General features: G+C 73.0%; 18 protein-coding genes and 1 riboswitch. Of the genes, 9 read left to right on the forward strand and 9 right to left on the reverse strand.

Annotated features, from left to right (window positions below; translation table 11 throughout):
• Positions 1–86 precede the first annotated feature (86 nt).
• A complete protein-coding gene (locus ACWEBX_RS24380) occupies positions 87–461 on the reverse strand; it encodes a (2Fe-2S) ferredoxin domain-containing protein (protein ID WP_451886959.1) in 375 nt (124 codons plus the stop codon).
• 64 nt (positions 462–525) lie between these two features.
• Positions 526–700: riboswitch (cobalamin riboswitch) on the reverse strand.
• A gap of 66 nt (positions 701–766) precedes the next feature.
• Between ACWEBX_RS24380 and ACWEBX_RS24385 the strand changes: the two genes are divergently transcribed.
• Complete coding sequence (locus ACWEBX_RS24385; protein WP_451886943.1) at positions 767–1,516, forward strand: 3-oxoacyl-ACP reductase family protein; 750 nt, start codon at positions 767–769, stop codon at positions 1,514–1,516.
• A 132-nt stretch (positions 1,517–1,648) separates the two neighbouring features.
• Here the strand turns inward: ACWEBX_RS24385 and alc are convergent, their stop codons facing one another.
• Together alc and allB are read right to left on the reverse strand one after the other, a co-directional pair.
• Positions 1,649–2,773, reverse strand: coding sequence for an allantoicase (alc, locus tag ACWEBX_RS24390; RefSeq protein ID WP_451886944.1), 1,125 nt, complete (start codon positions 2,771–2,773; stop codon positions 1,649–1,651).
• Between the two features lie 65 nt (positions 2,774–2,838).
• Positions 2,839–4,179: an allantoinase AllB gene (allB, locus tag ACWEBX_RS24395; protein ID WP_451886945.1), complete on the reverse strand. Its 1,341-nt coding sequence runs from the start codon at positions 4,177–4,179 to the stop codon at positions 2,839–2,841.
• A 344-nt stretch (positions 4,180–4,523) separates the two neighbouring features.
• On the opposite strand from allB, the gene ACWEBX_RS24400 reads away from it, so the two are divergent.
• Positions 4,524–5,327, forward strand: a complete 804-nt coding sequence (locus ACWEBX_RS24400; RefSeq protein ID WP_451886946.1) for an IclR family transcriptional regulator — start codon at positions 4,524–4,526, stop codon at positions 5,325–5,327.
• A gap of 142 nt (positions 5,328–5,469) precedes the next feature.
• On the opposite strand, the gene ACWEBX_RS24405 is transcribed toward ACWEBX_RS24400, so the two are convergent.
• Both ACWEBX_RS24405 and ACWEBX_RS24410 read right to left on the reverse strand, forming a co-directional pair.
• Positions 5,470–6,156 (reverse strand): ABC transporter ATP-binding protein, encoded by a 687-nt coding sequence (locus ACWEBX_RS24405; protein WP_451886947.1) that lies wholly within the window; start codon positions 6,154–6,156, stop codon positions 5,470–5,472.
• An 85-nt stretch (positions 6,157–6,241) separates the two neighbouring features.
• Complete coding sequence (locus ACWEBX_RS24410) at positions 6,242–7,279, reverse strand: FtsX-like permease family protein (protein WP_451886948.1); 1,038 nt, start codon at positions 7,277–7,279, stop codon at positions 6,242–6,244.
• Between the two features lie 223 nt (positions 7,280–7,502).
• Between ACWEBX_RS24410 and ACWEBX_RS24415 the strand changes: the two genes are divergently transcribed.
• Together ACWEBX_RS24415 and ACWEBX_RS24420 are read left to right on the forward strand one after the other, a co-directional pair.
• A complete protein-coding gene (locus ACWEBX_RS24415) occupies positions 7,503–8,807 on the forward strand; it encodes a sensor histidine kinase (protein WP_451886949.1) in 1,305 nt (434 codons plus the stop codon).
• Positions 8,804–9,436 (forward strand): response regulator, encoded by a 633-nt coding sequence (locus ACWEBX_RS24420; RefSeq protein WP_451886950.1) that lies wholly within the window; start codon positions 8,804–8,806, stop codon positions 9,434–9,436. Before ACWEBX_RS24415 ends, ACWEBX_RS24420 begins: the two co-directional genes overlap by 4 nt.
• Positions 9,437–9,474: 38 nt before the next feature.
• On the opposite strand, the gene ACWEBX_RS24425 is transcribed toward ACWEBX_RS24420, so the two are convergent.
• Positions 9,475–9,798 (reverse strand): DUF5955 family protein, encoded by a 324-nt coding sequence (locus tag ACWEBX_RS24425; protein ID WP_451886951.1) that lies wholly within the window; start codon positions 9,796–9,798, stop codon positions 9,475–9,477.
• Positions 9,799–10,009: 211 nt separating this feature from the next.
• Between ACWEBX_RS24425 and ACWEBX_RS24430 the strand changes: the two genes are divergently transcribed.
• Positions 10,010–10,609 (forward strand): nucleotidyltransferase family protein, encoded by a 600-nt coding sequence (locus tag ACWEBX_RS24430; RefSeq protein WP_451886952.1) that lies wholly within the window; start codon positions 10,010–10,012, stop codon positions 10,607–10,609.
• Between the two features lie 283 nt (positions 10,610–10,892).
• Positions 10,893–12,527 (forward strand): malate synthase A, encoded by a 1,635-nt coding sequence (aceB, locus tag ACWEBX_RS24435; RefSeq protein ID WP_451886953.1) that lies wholly within the window; start codon positions 10,893–10,895, stop codon positions 12,525–12,527.
• A 6-nt stretch (positions 12,528–12,533) separates the two neighbouring features.
• Here aceB and ACWEBX_RS24440 read toward each other — a convergent pair whose 3' ends face one another.
• The 3 genes from ACWEBX_RS24440 to ACWEBX_RS24450 form a co-directional block, all read right to left on the reverse strand.
• Positions 12,534–12,836, reverse strand: a complete 303-nt coding sequence (locus ACWEBX_RS24440) for a SelT/SelW/SelH family protein (protein ID WP_326784733.1) — start codon at positions 12,834–12,836, stop codon at positions 12,534–12,536.
• Complete coding sequence (locus ACWEBX_RS24445) at positions 12,833–13,747, reverse strand: HipA family kinase (protein WP_355773480.1); 915 nt, start codon at positions 13,745–13,747, stop codon at positions 12,833–12,835. The genes ACWEBX_RS24440 and ACWEBX_RS24445 overlap by 4 nt, the downstream gene beginning before the upstream one ends.
• Positions 13,748–13,949: 202 nt before the next feature.
• Complete coding sequence (locus tag ACWEBX_RS24450) at positions 13,950–15,488, reverse strand: IucA/IucC family protein (protein WP_451886954.1); 1,539 nt, start codon at positions 15,486–15,488, stop codon at positions 13,950–13,952.
• A gap of 84 nt (positions 15,489–15,572) precedes the next feature.
• On the opposite strand from ACWEBX_RS24450, the gene ACWEBX_RS24455 reads away from it, so the two are divergent.
• Genes ACWEBX_RS24455 through ACWEBX_RS24465 form a run of 3 tightly spaced genes read left to right on the forward strand, consistent with a single transcriptional unit; the run spans position 15,573 to position 19,255 of the window.
• A complete protein-coding gene (locus ACWEBX_RS24455) occupies positions 15,573–17,084 on the forward strand; it encodes an IucA/IucC family protein (protein WP_451886955.1) in 1,512 nt (503 codons plus the stop codon).
• Positions 17,085–17,138: 54 nt separating this feature from the next.
• Positions 17,139–18,401: a VWA domain-containing protein gene (locus ACWEBX_RS24460; RefSeq protein ID WP_451886956.1), complete on the forward strand. Its 1,263-nt coding sequence runs from the start codon at positions 17,139–17,141 to the stop codon at positions 18,399–18,401.
• On the forward strand, positions 18,401–19,255 hold the full coding sequence (locus tag ACWEBX_RS24465) for a hypothetical protein (protein WP_451886957.1): 855 nt from the start codon (positions 18,401–18,403) through the stop codon (positions 19,253–19,255). The genes ACWEBX_RS24460 and ACWEBX_RS24465 overlap by 1 nt, the downstream gene beginning before the upstream one ends.
• Positions 19,256–19,331 lie beyond the last annotated feature (76 nt).

The raw sequence follows: 19,331 nt of genomic DNA on the forward strand, positions 1-19,331 counted from the left end.
TGTTACGTCCTGACAGGGCATCGAAAGGCCCCGGGACGCCACACTCGGGCGTCCCGGGGCCGGTCGGCCGTGTTGGTGCGCAGGCCTCAGGAATCCGCCGGGCGCCTCGGCGGGGCGAAGGTGTACAGGTCGAGGATGTCCGGCGGCGGAGCCACTCCCGGACCGCCGGCGCGCACCCAGGCCACGATGTCCTCGGTCGCGTCCGGGTCGTTGACGAGTCCGAGCCAGACGGGCCGTGCGCCGGCGGCCCGGCCCGCGGCGGACGGCTGTACGACGATGACGTTGGCCTGGTCGCACACGTCGAGGCATGCGGAGACGCGCACCGGTACCTCCGCGCGCAGCCGCGCGGTCTGCGCGGCGTGATCCACTCCGGTCACCTTGGGACTGCCGCAGCAGCAGTCCCGGCACACGACGACCCGGCACGGCACGGGTCCGCCCACCCCCACGGACTCGCCCGGCATCTCTTCCGACGGCGTCTTGGGCACAGCCCACCACTCCCCACCCGGGGAGATCCGCCCCGGTGTTGATCGAGGAGGCGACCGCGTGAGTCTCCTGGCTCCCGGATCCCGAACGCTCCGCCCCCGCACCCCGGTCGGGGTGGTGGCCCGTGCTGCTCGCTCGCCGGTCACAGTGGCGGGACCGCGCCGGATTCACACCGGCTTCCTCGTTCCGCCGTCGCCCTATGTCGCCGATCATCATGTCATCCACCGATGTCGGTGTCCGTTCGCCGCCGGTGTCGCGCGGCTTCGGCGGCTGGGATGGGTCCATGACTTCTCAGCGAGACATGAACGGCAAGGTGGCCCTCGTGACCGGCGGGAGCCGGGGTATCGGGGCCGCGACGGCGCTGCGGCTGGCCCGCGAGGGCGCGGACGTGGCCATCACCTATGTGAGCGGCAAGGAGGCCGCGGAGGACGTCGTACGGGGTGTGGAGGCGCTCGGGCGCAGGGCGCTCGCCCTGCGCGCGGACGCCTCCGACGCGGCGGAGGCCGGCACGGTGGCGGACCGGGTCGTCGCGGAGTTCGGGCGGCTCGACGTCCTCGTCAACAACGCCGGGGTGGGGGTCCTGGGTCCGCTCGCATCCCTGACCCTGGCGGACGTGGACCGGGTGCTCGACGTGAACGTCCGGGGGGTCTTCCTGGCTTCCCGGTCGGCCGCGCCGCACCTCGGGGACGGCGGGCGGATCGTCACGATCGGCAGTTGCATGGCGCAGCGCGTCCCCGGTCCGGGAGGGACGCTCTACGCGATGAGCAAGTCCGCGCTGATCGGCCTGACCAAGGCACTGGCGCGGGAACTCGGCGGCCGCGGGATCACCGCCAACATCGTCCATCCCGGTCCCGTAGACACGGACATGAACCCGGCGGACGGCCCGTACGCGGCGGGCCAGAGCGCGCTGACCGCGGTGGGCCGCTTCGGTGCCGCCGACGAGGTCGCGTCGATCGTCGCGTATCTGGCGGGGAGCGAGGCGGGATACGTCACGGGGGCGGAGTTCGCGGTGGACGGCGGACACGCGGCGTGACGACCCCGGGGCCGGCCCTGCGGAGGGCCGGCCCTGCCGGGACGGACCGCGGCGACGCCGCGGGGGCCGCTCCCGGGCGGCCTCCGCGCGGGCCTCGGCGGCGCGCCCGGCCGGGGGGCGGAATCGGGCGGCTCAGCCGCCGAGTTCCTGGTGGCGTGCCGTCAGGCGGGACGCCCCCTCCTCCGTGAGGGAGCCGAAGAGGCGCAGGCGGGAGATGCCGCCGTCCGGGAAGATGTCCACGCGCGCGTGCGTGGCGACGGCGGGTGCCGCGAGGGTGAAGCGGTGATTGGTGTCGGGCTGGAGCCGGGTGCGGGGCAGGATCTCCGTCCACTCCCCCGCGTCTCCGTCGTCACCGTTGCGCACCGAAACCGAGGCCCATCCGGCGCTGTTGCCCTTCAGGTAGGCCGTGTCGATCTCGACGGCGCGGATCTCGGACCGGGCGACGAGCCGGTAGCGGATCCAGTCGTTGCCGTCGTCGCGTCGCCTGCGGGTCTCCCAGCCGTCGTCCATCTTCCGCGAACGGCCGGGCTGGATGGTGTTGGTGGCGGGCGAGTAGAAGAGGTCGGAGGCGTCCTCGACCTGTCCGCCGTTCTCCAGGGCGACCACGTCGAAGGTGCCGAGGGCGGACAGCCAGCGCGGGTCGGGCACGACCTCGCCGTACACCCGCAGTCGCGCGATGCCCCCGTCGGGGTGCTGGTTGACCCGTAGATGGGTGAAGCGCTGTTCGACAGAGACTTCGAATCCGTTGGCCGCGTGCCCGCCGACCGGCGTACGCGGTACCAGAGTTGTCCACTTCACCTCGTCCGCCAGGAGTTCCTCGGGTGAGGGCGACCCGGGCACCGAGGCGCCCTCGACCGACACGGCCTGCGGATAATTGCCGCGGAAGTGGGCGGTGTCGACGACGATCCCGCGGATCACACCGGGGGCGCCGAGCCGCACCAGGGCCCAGTCGTGGTCCTCCGCGGTCGGCCACGGGTGCTCGGCGGAGGCGCCACGGCGCCGCCGGGTCTCCCAGCCGTCCATGACCTTGCCCTTGTGGCCGAAGTGCTCGGGGTCGAACGCGGCGGCCCCGGCCACGAGAAGGTTCTCGCGCTGGGCGAAGAACTCGTCGTTGGCGGCGACGACACCCGCGCCGAGCTGCCGGTCCGCCAGGTTGGCGTACCGGGTGAAGGGGAACTCGGCGGTGCGGTAGTCCGCGTACGGGTCACCGCCTCCGTAGGGATGCGCGTCTCCGGTGAAGCTCTGGGTCGCCGTCACGGTGATCAGGGGTTCCTTTCGGGAGTCGGCCGCCGCGGGGCGGAAGGATCAGGTCGGGGCGGGGATCAGGTCGTACGGGTCAGCAGGTGACCCTGCGGATCGGTGAACTCGCCGTCCGAAAAGACGCGTTCGCCGCGCAGCCAGGTCGACTTCACGACGCCGTCGAGAGTCCTGCCCGCGTATGCCGTCACCCGGTTGCGGTGCTGGAGCGCGGCGGGGTCGACGGTGAAGGTCTCGTCGGGGGCGAACACCGCGAAGTCGGCGTCGCGTCCCGCCGCGATGGCTCCCTTCCTGCCGCCCAGGCCGACCAGTTCGGCCGTGCGGGAGGACATCCAGCGGACCACGTCCTCCAGACCGTGGCCGCGCCCGCGCGCCTCGGTCCAGACGGCGGCGAGGCTCAACTGGAGGCCGGAGATGCCGCCCCACGCGGTCGCGAAGTCGTCCGTCTTGAGGTCGGCGGTCGACGGGGAGTGGTCGGTGACCACGCAGTCGATGGTGCCGTCGGCCAGCGCCTGCCACAGCAGGTCCTGGTTGGCGGCCTCGCGGATGGGCGGGCAGCACTTGAACTCGCTCGCGCCGTCCGGGACTTCCTCGGCGGTCAGGGTGAGGTAGTGCGGGCAGGTCTCCACCGTGAGCCGGACGCCGTCCGCCTTGGCCGCGGCGATCAGCGGGAGCGCGTCGCTCGACGACAGGTGCAGCACGTGCACCCGCGCGTCGAGACGCCTGGTCTGCGCGACAAGGCTCTCGATGGCGGTGTCCTCGGCGTCCCGGGGGCGCGAGGCGAGGAAATCGGCGTATCTGCGGCCGCCCTTCTGCGGGGCGGCGGCCAGGTGGTGCGGGTCCTCGGCGTGCACGATCAGCAGGCCGCCGAAGCCGGCGATCTCGGCGAGGGACCGGGCGAGCTGCTCCTGATCGAGTTCGGGGAACTCCTCGACCCCGGACGGCGACAGGAACGCCTTGAACCCGAACACCCCTGCCTCGTAGAGGGGCTGGAGATCCTTGACGTTGCCGGGCAGCGCGCCGCCCCAGAAGCCGACGTCGATGTGCGCCTTGGAGCGGGCGACGTCCTGTTTCGTACGGAGGTGGTCGACCGTCGTCGTCGGCGGGAGGGAGTTGAGCGGCATGTCGATCAGGGTGGTGATGCCACCGGCGGCCGCGGCGCGGGTCGCGGTCCAGAAGCCCTCCCACTCGGTGCGGCCGGGGTCGTTCACATGGACGTGGGTGTCGACGAGCCCGGGCAGCAGGACGTCGTCACCGAAGTCCTCGAGCCGGGTGCCGGACGGGACCTCGGCGTCGTACGGCAGCACGGCCGTGATCGTCCCCGCGGCGACCGCGACCGAAGCGGCGCGCGTCCCCTCGGGCGTGATGACGCGCGTCGAGCGCAGCACCAGTTCGGCATCGGACACCCGGACCCCTCTCTCCGCCGCCGTCGACTCCCGTTGCCGCCGCGTTGCTTCGGCGTAACGGAATTCAACTTTCTGTTGAAGAAGTCTTCACCCCGGCCTCCACCTCGTCAAGGGCTCATTTCTCCACCCTCCCCCGACCCGGCCGCACCATCACCCCCCGATGCACCCGACAGAGCACTTTCCGCAAAGTGAAATCAATATTCCGACAGGCAGAAGTAGCCTTACCCTACCCGGTGGCCCGTCGGCTGCCGGGTAGGCTGCGCTTCTGCCTGCCACCCGCCGCCGCCCCTTCGAGAGTCTTCGGGTCACCCCGCTCGATACCGCGCCCCGAAAGGACCGCCGCCGTGCCGCCGTCCAGCGCCAGCTCCACCGACCCCAGATCGTCCGCTTCCAGTGGCGGCGTCCAGTCCCTCGAGCGCACCTTCGATCTGCTGGAGCGCATGGCGGACGCCGGGGGCGAGGTCGGTCTGAGCGAGCTCTCCGCGAGCAGCGGGTTGCCGCTGCCCACCATTCACCGGCTGATGCGCACGCTCGTGGCCTGCGGATACGTGCGGCAGCAGGCCAACCGCCGGTACGCGCTCGGCCCCCGGCTGATCCGCCTCGGCGAGTCCGCCTCCCGGCTGCTCGGCACCTGGGCCCGCCCGTATCTGGCGCGTCTGGTGGAGGAGACCGGCGAGACCGCGAACATGGCGCTGCTCGACGGTGACGAGATCGTCTACGTCGCCCAGGTGCCGTCCAAGCACTCGATGCGCATGTTCACCGAAGTGGGCCGCCGGGTGCTCCCGCACTCGACGGGTGTCGGCAAGGCGCTGCTGGCCCACACCCCGGACGACGAGGTGCGCGCGCTGCTCGCCCGTACGGGAATGCCCGCCGCGACGGAGAAGACGATCACCACTCCGGACGGCTTCCTCGCCGCGCTCGACGAGGTGCGCCGGACCGGTTACGCGATCGACGACAACGAGCAGGAGATCGGCGTCCGCTGCCTGGCCGTCCTCGTGCCCGACTCCCCGACCGCCGCCGCGATCTCGATCTCCGGGCCGGCCGGCCGGGTCACCGAGGCCGCCACCGAGAAGATCGTGCCGGTGCTTCAGCAGGTCGCGGTGGAGCTGTCGGAGGCCCTGGCCAGCTCGGGCCCGGGTCTCGGCTGACCCGAACGCCGACGGCGGCGGGGTCGCTCCGCCGCAGGTGCCGCGTCCGGGTCGCTCCGCCACTCGGCCCCCGGCGCCGTGCCGGGTCGCTCCGCCCCCGGCACCACGACCAGGTCACTCCGTCCCTGGAGCCACGCCCGGGTCACTCCACCTCCAACACCGCGACCGGCGCCCCCAGGCGCCCGTCCCTCATCTCCCGTACCGCGTCCGCCTCGTCGAGGCGGGCGCGGTCGTGCGTCACGAGGACGGTCGCCGTCGCGCGTTCACGGGTGAGCCGCAGCAGCAGGTCGAGCACCGCCGTCCCGCGCTCCTGGTCGAGGGCGCTGGTCGGCTCGTCGACCAGCAGCACCGAGGGCTCGTTGACCAGCGCGCGGGCGATGTTCACCCGCTGTCGCTGACCGCCGGACAACTGGTGCGGACGCCGGTTCGCCAGGTCGCCGAGCCCCACCTCGGCAAGCAACTCCCGTGCGCGCTGCGCCACTTGACGGCGTCCGTCCAGGTGGCCCATCACCTGGAGCTGTTCCAGTGCGGTCAGGGAGGGCAGCAGGTTGGGCTGCTGGAACACGATGCCGATCTCGCGCCGCCGCAGGACGGCCCGCTCGGCGGAGGTCAGAGCCCCCGTCTCCGTACCGCCGACGAGAACGCGCCCGCGGTCCGGGGCGACCAGGGTCGCGGCGACCGCGAGGAGGCTGGACTTGCCGGATCCGGAGGGACCGACGACGGCCGTCGTCGTGCCGGCCGGCACCCGCAGGCCGACACCGTCCAGGGCGGTCAGACGGCCGTCGCCGTCGGGGTAGGTGAGGGTGATGTCGTCGAGGGTCAGGCTCACGCGGCACTCTCCTGTGCGTCGGTCCGGTCGGTCCGGTCGGTCCGGGGCCTCGGTGCGGGGCCGCCGCCGAGCCCGGCCGGGGCCCTCATCGGGCGCTCGCCAGAGCGGTCAGGGGGTCCACGGCCGTGACCCGGCGGACGGCGAGTCCCGCGCCGAGCGCCCCGAGGGCGATCGTCACGGCGGCGGGTCCGAGCACGGTCGTGACGTCCAGGGCGTACGGGACGTCGCCGCCCCGCACGAGTGCGCCGGCTCCGGCCGCGAGCCCGCTGCCGAGCAGCGTCCCGGCGGTGAGCATGACGACGGCCTGGCCCAGCGCGTCGCGCAGGAGGTACGGCGTGGAGGCGCCCAGTGCCTTCAGGACCGCGATGTCGGGCGACCGCTGGATCGTCCAGACCGTGAAGAACGCCCCGGTGACGAGCGCCGAGATGACGAAGAGGAATCCGCGCATGAGCTGGAGCGAGCCGTTCTCGGCCCGGTAGGAGCCGATGGCGGTGAGCGCCTCGCCTCTCGTGAACGTCTTCGTGCCGGCGGCGCGGTCGCCCGCCCGCAGATCGGCTCCGTCGGTGCGCAGGGCGAGCACGGTCGCCGGACCGGAGAGGTCGGTCCACACGACGGGGGTGTGGCTGTACGAGGCGGGGCCCGCCACGGCGGCGACGGTCAGCCCGGCGCCACCGAGCACCACCCGGTCCCCTCGCCCCACGCCGAGTGCCGCGGCGGCCTTCTCGGACAGCACGGCACGCCCGGGGGCGACTCCCGCCGGGGCGATGCCCGAGCCCGGCCGCACCGCGAAGGACGACACCGCGGCCGTACGGTCCCCGGCGGAGGCGTTCAGGGTGCGGATGCCGATCGGCTCGGCCGAGGTGACGCCGGGCCGCCCGGCCCAGGTCTCCCGGGCGCGGACCGGCATCGGGGCGCCGGTGAAGGACACCGGCTGTCCCGCGGCCGGCGCGGCGAAGGCGAGGTGGTCGGCGGGCAGGGCGGTGACCGCCGAGGTGTTCTCCTCGGCGAGCCCGGCGGTCAGCCCGGACAGCAGGCCCACGAGCAGGGTGATCAGTAGGACGACGGCTCCCATCAGGGCGAACCGCCCCTTGGCGAACCGTAGGTCTCTCCAGGCGACGAACATGCTCCGAGCCTGCCGCCCGCGCCCTGTCCGGGGCATCGCACCGGCGCATGCTTCAGCCGGGCCGAAGGAGGGGCGTCCGGACCGCCGGGAGACGCACCGGACGGAACCGGAGGAACGCCCGCCCACGGACCAGGGAGGGGGACGGCGCCGGCGAAGGGAGCAGCCCTCTTTCAACCTTTCGGTTGACCGGAGCCGGTCCTGTCCCGCCTACCCTGGAACGACCATGAATGTCCCCCGCCCCTCCCCCGTCGTCGCCACCCTGCGGCTGTGTCTGTACGTCCTGCTCGCCGGCCTTCTCCTGCTGGCCGCCGTCCGTTCCGGGGACACCGGGCACCCGACGGCTGTCGTCCTGTCGGTCCTGGTGACGGGCGTGGTGCTCGTGGCGGGCGCGGTCTCCCCGGCGGTGCACCGCTCACGGCGTGCGGCCGCGCTGTGGGTGGCCGCCCTCGGCGCGAGCTGGCTGGCGCTCGTCGCGCTCTCACCGGACGGGCTGTGGGTGGCCTTCCCGCTCTACTTCCTGCAGCTTCACCTGTTGCCGGTGCGCTGGAGCCTGCCCGCGGTCGCCCTGACCGCCGGGGCGGCCGTCGCGAGCTTCGTGGCGCACGGCGCGCCCCTCACCCCCGGCGCGTTCATCGGCCCGCTGCTCGGGGCGGGGGTCGCGGTCGCCACGGTCCTCGGGTACGAGGCGCTGTACCGGGAGAGCGAGCGCCGCCGCGAGCTGATCGAGGAGCTGATCACCACCCGCGCCGAGCTGGCCGAGGCCGAACGCGCCGCGGGCACGCTCGCGGAGCGGGAGCGGCTGGCCCGGGAGATCCACGACACGCTCGCCCAGGGCCTGTCCAGCATCCAGCTCCTGATGCGGGCCGCCCAGCGGCTGCTGCCCGCGGACTCCCCCGCCGCCCCGCATGTGGAGCAGGCCCGCGCGACCGCGCAGGACAACCTCGCCGAAGCCCGTCGCTTCGTCCGCGCGCTCACCCCTCCCGAGCTGGAGCGCGGTTCGCTCGCCGGCGCGCTGGAGCGGCTGTGCCGGTCGGCCGCCGTGGAGGCGCCGGAGGTCCGCTTCTCGGTGAGCGGCACGCCGGCCGGGCTTCCGACCCCGTACGAGGTGGCCCTGCTGCGGATCGCCCAGTCGGCGCTCGGTAACACGCTGCGCCACGCGCGCGCGGATCGCGTGGAGATCACGCTCAGCTTCATGGACACCTCGGTCGCACTGGATGTGGTGGACGACGGCACCGGCTTCACCCCCGGCGACGTACGTCCGGACCGGGACCGTCCGGACCGGCACCACCTGAACCGGAAGCGCCCGGACGGAGACACCGCGGACGGCGATGCCACGCACGGCGACGCCACGGACGGGGGCTTCGGGCTGCCCGCGATGCGTTCGCGCGCGCGGTCGCTGGGCGGGAGGTTCACCGTCGAGTCGGCTCCCGGTCAGGGCACGGCGGTGGCGGTCACGCTGCCGCTGCCCGTGCCCGCCACCGGGGAGCCGGCCGATACGGACCGCCGCGCCGTGGGGAGCCGGGCATGACCGTCCGACTGCTGCTCGCGGACGACCACCCCGTCGTCCGCGCCGGACTGCGCGCGGTGCTGTCCGCGGAACCGGACTTCGAGATCGTCGCGGAGGCGGCGACGGCGGAGGCCGCGGTGGAGCGGGCCGGGGCAGGCGGTGTGGACGTCGTCCTCATGGACCTCCAGTTCGGCGCCGGGACGCACGGGGCGGAGGCCACGGCGGCCATCGCGGCACGCCCGGGCGCACCCCGGGTTCTCGTCCTGACCACGTACGACACCGACGCGGACATCCTCGCCGCGGTCGAGGCGGGCGCCTGTGGCTACCTCCTCAAGGACGCCCCTCCCGAGGAGCTCTCCGCCGCCGTGCGCACGGCGGCCTCGGGTCACTCGGCGCTCGCCCCGAAGGTCGCCGACCGGCTCATGGACCGCATGCGCACCCCGGCCGCCGCACTCAGCCGCCGTGAACTCGAGGTGCTCGAACTGGTCAAGGACGGTCTCTCGAACCAGCAGATCAGCAAGGAGCTGTTCCTGAGCCAGGCGACCGTGAAGTCCCATCTGGTCCACATCTACGCGAAGTTGGGCGTGGACTCCCGCACATCCGCCGTGGCGGCGGCCACCGAGCGGGGCGTCATCCGCAGAGGGCGCTAGGCCTGTCTGACAATTCCCGTCTGCCCGGCCCTGGCGGCTCAGAGGCGGGTGCGGTGCGGGGGTTCCCCGAAGAGTTCGACCGCGCTGCGGACGTCGGCGAGGCGGGTGGCGAGAGCGCTCACCGAGCCGATCGCGCCCGCGACCAGGAGGAGCGAGCGGCGCAGCCGGGGAATCTCCGGCATGCCTCCGGCGGCCATCGCGGCGAGGGACGCGAGCTCGTCCTCGGCGATACCCCGGTCGGGGAACTCGACCGGATGGACGGCGAGTTCACGGCGCAGCCGGGCGACGGCGGTACGCAACTCCGCCACCCTCGGATCCTCGTCGCTGCCCGTCACCGGTCTCTGCCCCAAGCTCCGCAACACAGCTCTCCCCCTCGCGCACGCTGTTGTGCGTCGGTCCCGCCCATGGCGGCTTCAGCCCCCGTGGCGGTGGTCAGGCGCCGGGGGACGCGGGCCAGTAAACGCCACCCGGTGCGCCGGGCGCCACTGCGCGGACCGAAATTCAGCCCGGGGACACCGCGGTGACGGCCGGGGTTCCGGGGCATGCCCGGGCCGGGTCGGGTATGCAGGGGGCATGACGGAGAACAAGGGCGAGGTGGCGGGGCTGGTGCTGGCGGCCGGAGGCGGACGGCGTCTCGGGGGCCGCCCCAAGGCATTGCTGCCCCACCGGGGGCGGCCCCTCGTCGAGCACGCGGTGGAGGAACTGCGGGCCGGCGGCTGCGCCCGCGTCCATGTCGTGCTCGGCGCCCGGGCCGACGCCGTACGGGATCAGGCGTCGCTGACCGGGTGCGTCCTCGTGGACAACCCCCGCTGGGAGGAGGGCATGGGCTCCTCGCTGCGGGCCGGGCTCGACTCACTGGCGGACTCGGGGGCGCGGGCCGCGCTGGTGTCGCTGGTCGACCAGCCGGGGATCGGCCGGGAGGCGGTGGCCCGGGTGCTGGCCGCGTACGCCTCTCCGCTGACGCTCGCCGCGGCGGCGTACGACGGTGAACGCGGCCATCCGGTGCTGTTCGGGGCCGGTCACTGGGCCGGGATCGCGGCGACCGCCACCGGCGACCGGGGGGCACGCGCCTATCTGAAGGCCCACGAGGACGCCCTCACCCTCGTCGAGTGCGGGGACGTGGCGCGGGCGTACGACATCGACACGGAGGCCGACCTGGTCCACCTCGAGTGAACGGGGTGGCACCGAGCGCCACCTTCCGTCGACCTGGAGAATCTCGACATCAACAAACCATTGAACTTCCACCATGAGGAAATTAGTATCCACTGCTCAGAAGCGCCTCGCCGTGTCGAAGGCGCCCGGCCCGGTCCGCGTGTGCCACGGCACCGGGTGCCAGGCGCGGTGACGCCTTCCGTGGTTCGCTCGTCCGACCGGCATGCGGCACGCCCGCAGGCCCCGTACGCGGATCGCCACGACCGGCTCGCCCGCACGTAGCTCGCTGAAGGAGTGACAGCTCATGTCCGCACCAGCGCCGTCCCCGCTGGCCATCGTCGACGCCGAGCCCCTGCCCCGGCAGGAGGAGGTCCTCACCGAAGCGGCCCTCGCCTTCGTGGCCGAGCTGCACCGGCTGTTCACGCCCCGGCGTGACGAGCTCCTCGCCCGCCGCGCGGAGCGGCGCGCCGAGATCGCCCGCACCTCCACGCTCGACTTCCTCCCGGAGACCGCCGCGATCCGCGCGGACGACTCCTGGAGGGTGGCCCCGGCCCCGGCCGCGCTCGAGGACCGCCGGGTCGAGATCACCGGCCCCACCGACCGCAAGATGACCATCAACGCCCTCAACTCGGGAGCCCGCGTCTGGCTCGCGGACTTCGAGGACGCCTCGGCGCCCACCTGGGAGAACGTGGTCACCGGTCAGCTCAATCTGATCGACGCCTACACCCGGAGCATCGACTTCACCGACCCGGGTTCCGGCAAGTCGTACGCCCTCCGGCCGGACGCCGAGCTCGCGACCGTCGTGATGCGGCCGCGCGGCTGGCATCTGAACGAGCGTCACCTCGTCGCCGCCGACGGCACGCCCGTGCCCGGCGCGCTCGTCGACTTCGGTCTCTACTTCTTCCACAACGCGCGGCGGCTGCTCGACCTCGGCAAGGGCCCCTACTTCTATCTGCCCAAGACCGAGTCCCACCTCGAAGCACGCCTGTGGAACGACGTGTTCGTCTTCGCGCAGGACTACGTCGGTGTCCCGCAGGGATCGGTCCGGGCGACCGTCCTGATCGAGACGATCACGGCCGCGTACGAGATGGACGAGATCCTCTACGAACTCCGCGACCACGCCTCGGGGTTGAACGCGGGCCGCTGGGACTACCTGTTCTCCATCGTCAAGAACTTCCGTGACGGCGGCACCAAGTTCGTCCTGCCGGACCGCAACGCGGTCACGATGACGGCCCCGTTCATGCGGGCGTACACCGAACTCCTCGTCCGCACCTGCCACCGGCGCGGCGCCCACGCGATCGGCGGCATGGCCGCTTTCATCCCCTCGCGGCGCGACGAGGAGGTCAACAAAGTGGCCTTCGAGAAGGTCAAGGCCGACAAGGACCGTGAGGCGGGCGACGGCTTCGACGGCTCGTGGGTGGCCCACCCCGACCTCGTCCCGATCGCGCTGGCCTCCTTCGACGCCGTCCTCGGCGACCGGCCCAACCAGAAGGACCGGCTGCGCGAGGACGTGTCGGTCGCGGCCGGTGACCTCATCGCCGTCGACTCGCTCGACGCGCGGCCGACGTACGACGGTCTGGTCAACGCCGTGCAGGTCGGCATCCGTTACATCGAGGCCTGGCTGCGCGGCCTGGGTGCCGTCGCCATCTTCAACCTCATGGAGGACGCCGCCACCGCCGAGATCTCGCGCTCGCAGATCTGGCAGTGGATCAACGCGGGTGTCGTCTTCGAGCACGACGGAAGGACCGTGGCGGCCACCCCGGAGCTGACCCGTGAGATCGCCGCGCGGGAACTCGCGGACATCCGCGCCGAGATCGGCGAGGAGGCCTTCGCGGCCGGCCGCTGGCAGCAGGCGCACGACCTGCTCCTGAAGGTCGCGCTGGACGAGGACTACGCGGACTTCCTCACCCTGCCCGCCTACGAGCAGCTCACCGGCTGACCCGGCTCAGTCCGCCGCGCCCGCTCCGTCCGCCGTACGGTCCGAGTGGCCCAGGGATCTCTCCGGGGCCACTCGGTCGCGCACCAGGCGCTTGACCGCGGTGGGCTCGGGGAAGCCCTGTTCGCGGCGGTCCCAGATCACCTCGTCGTTGACCCGGACGACGAAGACACCGCCGGTGCCGGGCTTCAGGGACAGTTCGTCGAGCTCCGCCTCGAAGGTGGTGAGCAGTTCCTGGGCCAGCCAGGCCGCGCGGGGCAGCCAGCGGCACTGGGTGCAGTACTCGATCTGGACCCGCTGGACGTCCGTCATCCCAGATGCACCGACCAATCCTGTTCCGCCGCCGGTTTGCCGTGCAGGTCGGGGACGCGCTTGAGCCAGTCCGGGCGGCCCCGCTGGGTCCGCTCCGCGCGGTCGGCGTCCTCGGCCGCGAGCTGTTCGCGGCTCGGGAAGTCCGTGGGGAGCCAGGCCGCGGAGGCGCGGACACGGGCGAGGAGGTAGCCGACGTAGGCCTCGCGGACCGCGTCAGGGCTCGCGAAGCCCGGCTCGTCCATGAGCCAGGCGTCGGGCACCTGCGCCAGGACCGTGCGCAGCAGTTCCTCGGTGACCTTCGGCGCCAGTTCGGCGTCGGCCGCGCGGGTGTCCGGGCCGTGGCCGCCGAGCGCGTGGCTCCTGAAGTCGTACGCCTTCTCCGGCGCCGAGGCGTCCCAGCGGTGGTGGAAGACGAGGGCCGCGCCGTGGTCGATCAGCCACAGGCGGGGCGGCGCGATGCCGAGGGTGGGCCAGATCATCAGGTTCGAACTGTGCACCGTGCGGTCCACGTTGACCGTGAGGGCGTCCAGCCAGATCACCTTGCCCGCCTCCAGCGGGTCGACCGGGAACGTCCGCGCGACCTCGGGAGTGAAGTCCTTCGCGCCCGGCAGGTAGTCCATGCCGAGGTTGAGCCCGGCACTGGCCCGGAGCAGGTCCTGGACCTCCTGATGGGGTTCGTGCTCGCCGGAGGCCGGGTCGAAGTGGACGAGGACCAGTTCGGGGAAGCGCAGACCGAGGGCCCGGGCCAGCTCACCGACGATGATCTCGGCGACCAGCGCCTTGTGGCCCTGGGCGGCCCCCGTGAACTTCACGACGTAGGTCCCCAGGTCGTCGGCCTCGACGAGCCCCGGCAACGAGCCGCCCTCGCGCAGGGGCGCGAGGTAGCGGGTCACGGTGACGTCATTCAGCATTTTCCCAGGCCATCCGAGTCTTCAGCCTGCCTTCCGGTCGTCCCGTCGGCGACGGTGGGCCTCTTGCTCCAGGTATCCGGCATGGAGTGACCATAGTAACCGCGCGTCATCATCGGCGAGGGGCGCCGACCGCCGCGAGCAGGGGGACTCTCCGTCGGCCGCGCACGCCCGCCCTGGAGCGGCCCGGTCGGGGCCGCGGGTGTCAGATCCCGGCCAGCGGGTTCGGCAGCGGGACGTAGCGGGCGGCGGCGCCGTCCGCGGATGTCCAGCGGAGCAGCAGGTTGGTCTTGCCCGGGAGGGTCGGTGAGGCGAGCAGGGCGGTGATCTCGGGGAGGTCGTGGGCCTCGCCGCAGCGGCGGAGTTCTCGTCGTACGGCGGGCCAGGGGTCCGTGCCGGGGAAGCGTTCGGCGAAGAGGGCGGCCAGCTCGGAGAGGTGGTTGACGACCAGGCAGTAGACGAGCCGTTCCCAGCCGGCCGCGCGGGTCACCTCCGGCAGCAGTTTCACGCCCTCCGCGTCCCGGAACAGGGCCTGGACGGGCATGCCGTCCCCGTCCACGGCCACCAGCGTGTTCTGCAGATGCGCCTCGACGACGACTCCGTGGCGGGCGAACGCCTCCAGCACCGGGGGCACGGTGTGACGGAGGTACGCGTCCCACCAGTCGGCCGGGTCGGTGAGCCGGTCGAGCGGGCTGCCGTCGAAGCCCTCCACCAGGGCGGCGGCGAGCAGCGGGGTGGCGCCGGGCAGGAGGTGCGGGCGCAGTCCGTCGCGGACCAGGACGGCGAGTTCCTCGAAGGCGAAGCCGGCGGTGCGGTAGCCGCGGTCGCCGAGCCAGGCGGCGGGACCGTCCTGCGCGGCGAACGCGTCGGCGGTGGCCGCGTCGGTGGCCCGGACCTTCAGCAGGTCGTGCCTCCACAGCCGGCGGATGTCGTTGGTGATGCGGACGTCGAGGCTGAACTTGACGAACAGGTCGTCCTCGGGGGCGTAGAGGGTGCGGATCGCGGCTGTCGGCCGGAGCGGGCGGGCCGTCGGTCCGAGGCGCAGGAGACGGCCGTCGGCGAAGGCGTCCTGGATCGCCGGGACGGACCCGGTCAGCGTCAACTGCCAGGGGTGGGCGGGGAGCAGCCGGTAGCCGGCGGGGGCCCGGCCCAGCGCGTCGAGGGCCCGCGTGTCGCCCTCCTCGACGACCGCGTCCTCCCGCACGGCGAGCAGTTCCAGCGGGAAGCGGGCGTACGCCTCGGGTGCGTACGGCAGCCAGCCGGAGACCGGGCCGCCGCCGCGGGTCTTGGGTGCCGGGTGGTACGGGTGCCCCATGATCAGGGACTGTTCGGACCGCAGATACGGGTCCTCCGGGGGCGTCGTGCGGGCGCGGGCGCGCAGGAGGGCCGCGACCACGTCCCGGCTGTCGGTCATCTCCGCGGGCAGCCCGGTGTTGTCCACGCCGGTGAACCGGCGCAGTTCCCCGGCGGCGAGTGCGACCAGCTCCGGGTGGGTGAGCCGCCGCCAGGTTCCGTCGGCGCGCAGGTCGGGTGCGAAGGGGCGCCGCGTCCCCCGTACGCGCAGCTCCCGGCGGCTCGCGCGCAGCCGGAACACGCCCGGTTCCCCCGTGGGGTCGGCGAGTTCGCGGAGGAGACAATTGAGCAATGGCGCGGCGGCGTACGCGTCGGCGGCCGCGTCCATGTCGCCAGCGGTGAGCTGGGGGAACACGGTCGGCTTGAAGTCCACGCGATCCATCCGGTCCATTCGATTCATACGGTGCACTGGTGATCAGTATGTCCGCCGCGGCGGACGATCACGACGCAGTCCCCGTACGCAAGGAGCCCGCCTGTGCCCCGTCCCTCCCCGCCCGACACCGAGGCCGCGTTCGCCGAGGAGCTGAGTGTCGTACGTCCCGGACTGTCGGCTCCGTACGCGGAGGCGCTGCCCGGGGCCCGGGCCGCCGTGCTGACCCGGCTGTGGCGTGCGCTGGCCTGCGAGCCGCTGCCGTGGATCGCCCGCCGTGACACGGACGGTGAGGGCCTGACCCTTCGCCTGGCGGACGGCCGCCGGCTGCGCGGTCCCCTCCCCGACCCGTACTCCACCGCCGCCTACGTGACCGAAGTGCGGCTCGGTGAGCGGGTGTACGACCGCCCGGACGTCCTCGTCGACGCCCTCGACGTGCCGCACGGTGGTGCCTTCTCGGCCGAACTCGCGGACAGCGTCGCCTCCTTGGCACTGTCGCGGGCCGACCGGCGGCCGGACGAGGCACCCGGTCCGTCCGAGGCGAGCTGGGCGTGGGAGCAGCGGATTGTCGACGGGCACCCGTATCACCCCAACTGCCGTGCGCGGCCGGGGTTCTCGGTGGCCGAGCAACTCGCGTACGGGCCCGAGCACCGGACGTCGGTGCGGCTGGGCCTGGTGGCGGTGGACGACGCGCTCGTGACGGGCGAGTGGCCGAAGTGGCTGCGGGACGGGGAGCGGGTGCTGATCCCGGTGCATCCCTGGCAGGTGGCCCATGTGCTGGACGCACCGGTCCAGGAGGGTTTCGCCGGGCGCCCGTTGATGTCGCTGCGCACGCTCGCGGTGCCGGACGGGCCGCATGTGAAGACGGCGCTGAGCGCCCGGCTGACCTCGTCGGTGCGGGACATCTCGGTGTACTCGGTGCGGACGGCGGACACGGTCTCGGCGTTCATGGAGGAGATGGCGGCCCGTCTGGACGCGCCGCTGCACATCACCCGCACCCTCGGCGCGGCCACCGCCGGTTCCCCCGATCTCGCGGCGGTGGTGCGGGAGTCGCCGGACGAGTACGCGGGCGACGGCGAGCGCTGTGTCCCGGTGGCCGCGCTTCCGCTGACCCGGCTGCCCGAGAAACCGTCCTGGCTGGCCGAGTTCACCCGTCTCGTCCTCACGGTGGGGCTGCGGCTGCTGGAGCTCGGGGTGGCCCTGGAGGCACACGGCCAGAACCTGCTCGTGATCCTCGACCGCGCGGGCTCCCCCGTCCGCCTCGTCTACCGTGACCTGGCCGACATCCGGGTGAGCCCGGCCCGGCTGGGCCGGCACGGCCTGCCGGTCCCGCCGCTGTCCGGGCGCATCGTGACGGACGACGAGACCGCCCTGCGGCGCAAGCTCTTCGGGTCCCTCGTCGGCGGCGCGCTGGGCGCGACGGCGGGTTCGGCGGCCGTGCTGCGCGAGGCACTTGAAGGCGTCGCGGCGGATCTCCCGCGCACCGCGGACCTCCCCGCGCTCCTCGGTGAGCCACTTCCCGCCAAGGCTCTGACGTTGATGCGGCTCTCCCCGGAGACCCCCGGTGACCTGTGGACTCGGCTTCCCAACCCGCTCTCCGGACCTGGCGCGTCCTGACGGTCGACACCTCTCGTTTTTACGAGCGGCACCTTTGATCAATAGGATCCGCCGATGATCACAAGACAACGGCTGGCGGCGGGCGTCTGCGCCCTGCTCGCCTTCCTGGCCGCCGGGATCGCCTACCCGGCCGGCGCGGTCGCCGACGAAACGACGGCGACCGCGCCCAAGGTCGAACTCCTGCTGGACGTCAGCGGTTCGATGCGGGCCCGGGACATCGACGGCGAGTCGCGGATGTCCGCGGCGAAGCAGGCGTTCAACGAAGTGCTCGACGCGACACCGGAGGAGGTCCAGCTCGGCATCCGCACCCTCGGCGCCAACTACCCGGGGGACGACCGCAAGACCGGCTGCAAGGACACGGCCCAGCTCTACCCGGTCGGGACGCTGGACCGCACCGAGGCCAAGACCGCGGTCGCGACCCTCAGCCCGACCGGCTGGACCCCGATAGGTCCGGCCCTGCTCAAGGCGGCCGACGACCTCCAGGGCGGTGAGGGCACCCGGCGCATCGTGCTGATCAGCGACGGCGAGGACACCTGCCAGCCGCTGGACCCGTGCCAGGTGGCCCGCGAGATCGCGGCCAAGGGCATCGACCTGACCATCGACACCCTGGGTCTGGTCCCCAACCTCAAGGTGAGCAGGCAGTTGAGCTGCATCGCCGAGGCCACCGGGGGCACGTACACCTCGGTGGAGCACAAGGAGCAGCTCAGCGACCGCGTCAACCAGTTGGTGGGCCGCGCCGCCGATCCGGTGGTCAAGCCGGTGGCCGTGCAGGGTGCCGACTCGTGCACCGCGGCGCCCGCCGTGAAGTCGGGCATCTACACCGACCGCGAGGAGTTCGCCCAGCACCGCTGGTACCGCGTGGAGGTAGCGCCCGGCAAGGAGCTGCGCGCCTCGGTGAGCATCGCGGCCGACCGTCAGGTCAACCCCGACTACGGGGTGCTGCTGCGGGCCGTCACCACGCACGGCCGGGAGATCGTGCGCGGCGAGTCGGCCGGGAACGGCCGCACGGACGTCGTGTCGACCGGACTGCGCTACCCGAAGGCGGAGAGCGACGACGACAACGCGCCCGCCGAGGTCGTGTGTCTGCAGGTGTCCAACTCCTTCTCGGCCGCGTCCGGCGTGAAGACCACGCCCGGACTGCCCCTGGAACTGACCGTCGACGTCGTGGACGGCCCGGACCAGGCGAGCGACGTGGCCTCCTTCGGCCTCGGCCGCGGCTGGTGGCTGCTCGGCGCCCTGGTGCTCACCGGCTTCATCGCCGGTCTGCTGTGGGGCTGGATCTCCCGCTGGCGGTTCTCGGTCTGGAGGACCAACTGATGCGTATCCGACGTGTACTGAGCACCGCCGCCCTCCTCGCGGGAGTCGCCGCGGCACCCGCGCTGCTCGGCGTGACCGCCTCCCCGGCGCTCGCCGACGCCTCGCCGTCCGCGAGCCCTTCGGGTGACGACGCCGCGCCCACCGAGGCCGGTACGTCGTTCCGTACGGCGACCGAGATCGAGCAGGGAGTGCAGGCCACCGCCGACGCCTCCACGGGTGACTACCTGTACTGGCAGTTCCCCGCGGACGCCGGACAGCGGCCCACCGTGAAGGCGACGGTCAAGCTGCCCGAGGCGTCCAAGCGCGGCTCCTCCGAGACCTGGCAGATCGACGTGTACGACGGTCTGCGGCGCCGTCAGGCCTGCCAGTACGGGGCGCAGACCCGCACGGCGGGGTCGGACGCGTCCTCCGTGGAGCTGTCCTGCACCCTGCGCACCGTGCGTGCCTGGTCGGAGATCTGGGCCAACGACCCGCTGCCGGGCACCTATTACATCCGGCTCACCGCCACCGGTCTCGGCGCGGCCGATCTGGGTCTGCCGATGAGCACGGAACTCCGCGTGGACTCCAAGGACATCGGCGGTTCCGCGGCGGTCGACGGCTCGCTCGCCAAGCCGTTGGTCCCGGGCATCGCCGTGACGTCGGAGAAGTCCGACGACGCCTCCGACGAGGGTTCCGATGGTTCGGGCTCCAAGACGGCGACGCTGTCCTCGCTCCGGCCCGACACCTCCGGCTGGTGGTCCGACCGCTGGGTGTGGACCGGGATCGGCGGCATCCTCGCGGCGCTCGCCGGCATCTGGGGGTACTCGCTGACGCGGGGCAGGGGACGCCCGTCCCGGATTCCGCCGGGCGCCTGATCCGCAAGCCGTGAACCGGGGCCCGCGCGGTGGGCCGGCCGTCGGTGCGCGTGCTCGCCCTCGCCGGTTCGTGTGC

This window comes from Streptomyces sp. NPDC005070 (genome assembly GCF_053600395.1).

What these genes read in the sequence shown, in the direction of transcription:
- ACWEBX_RS24465 (WP_451886957.1), top strand. Translation starts at nt 18,401, where the DNA reads ATGCGTATCCGACGTGTACTGAGCACCGCCGCCCTCCTCGCGGGAGTC.
- ACWEBX_RS24410 (WP_451886948.1), bottom strand. Translation starts at nt 7,279, where the DNA reads ATGTTCGTCGCCTGGAGAGACCTACGGTTCGCCAAGGGGCGGTTCGCC.
- ACWEBX_RS24420 (WP_451886950.1), top strand. Translation starts at nt 8,804, where the DNA reads ATGACCGTCCGACTGCTGCTCGCGGACGACCACCCCGTCGTCCGCGCC.
- aceB (WP_451886953.1), top strand. Translation starts at nt 10,893, where the DNA reads ATGTCCGCACCAGCGCCGTCCCCGCTGGCCATCGTCGACGCCGAGCCC.
- ACWEBX_RS24445 (WP_355773480.1), bottom strand. Translation starts at nt 13,747, where the DNA reads ATGCTGAATGACGTCACCGTGACCCGCTACCTCGCGCCCCTGCGCGAG.
- ACWEBX_RS24440 (WP_326784733.1), bottom strand. Translation starts at nt 12,836, where the DNA reads ATGACGGACGTCCAGCGGGTCCAGATCGAGTACTGCACCCAGTGCCGC.
- ACWEBX_RS24430 (WP_451886952.1), top strand. Translation starts at nt 10,010, where the DNA reads ATGACGGAGAACAAGGGCGAGGTGGCGGGGCTGGTGCTGGCGGCCGGA.
- ACWEBX_RS24450 (WP_451886954.1), bottom strand. Translation starts at nt 15,488, where the DNA reads ATGGACCGGATGGATCGCGTGGACTTCAAGCCGACCGTGTTCCCCCAG.
- ACWEBX_RS24380 (WP_451886959.1), bottom strand. Translation starts at nt 461, where the DNA reads ATGCCGGGCGAGTCCGTGGGGGTGGGCGGACCCGTGCCGTGCCGGGTC.
- ACWEBX_RS24415 (WP_451886949.1), top strand. Translation starts at nt 7,503, where the DNA reads ATGAATGTCCCCCGCCCCTCCCCCGTCGTCGCCACCCTGCGGCTGTGT.
- ACWEBX_RS24460 (WP_451886956.1), top strand. Translation starts at nt 17,139, where the DNA reads ATGATCACAAGACAACGGCTGGCGGCGGGCGTCTGCGCCCTGCTCGCC.
- ACWEBX_RS24385 (WP_451886943.1), top strand. Translation starts at nt 767, where the DNA reads ATGACTTCTCAGCGAGACATGAACGGCAAGGTGGCCCTCGTGACCGGC.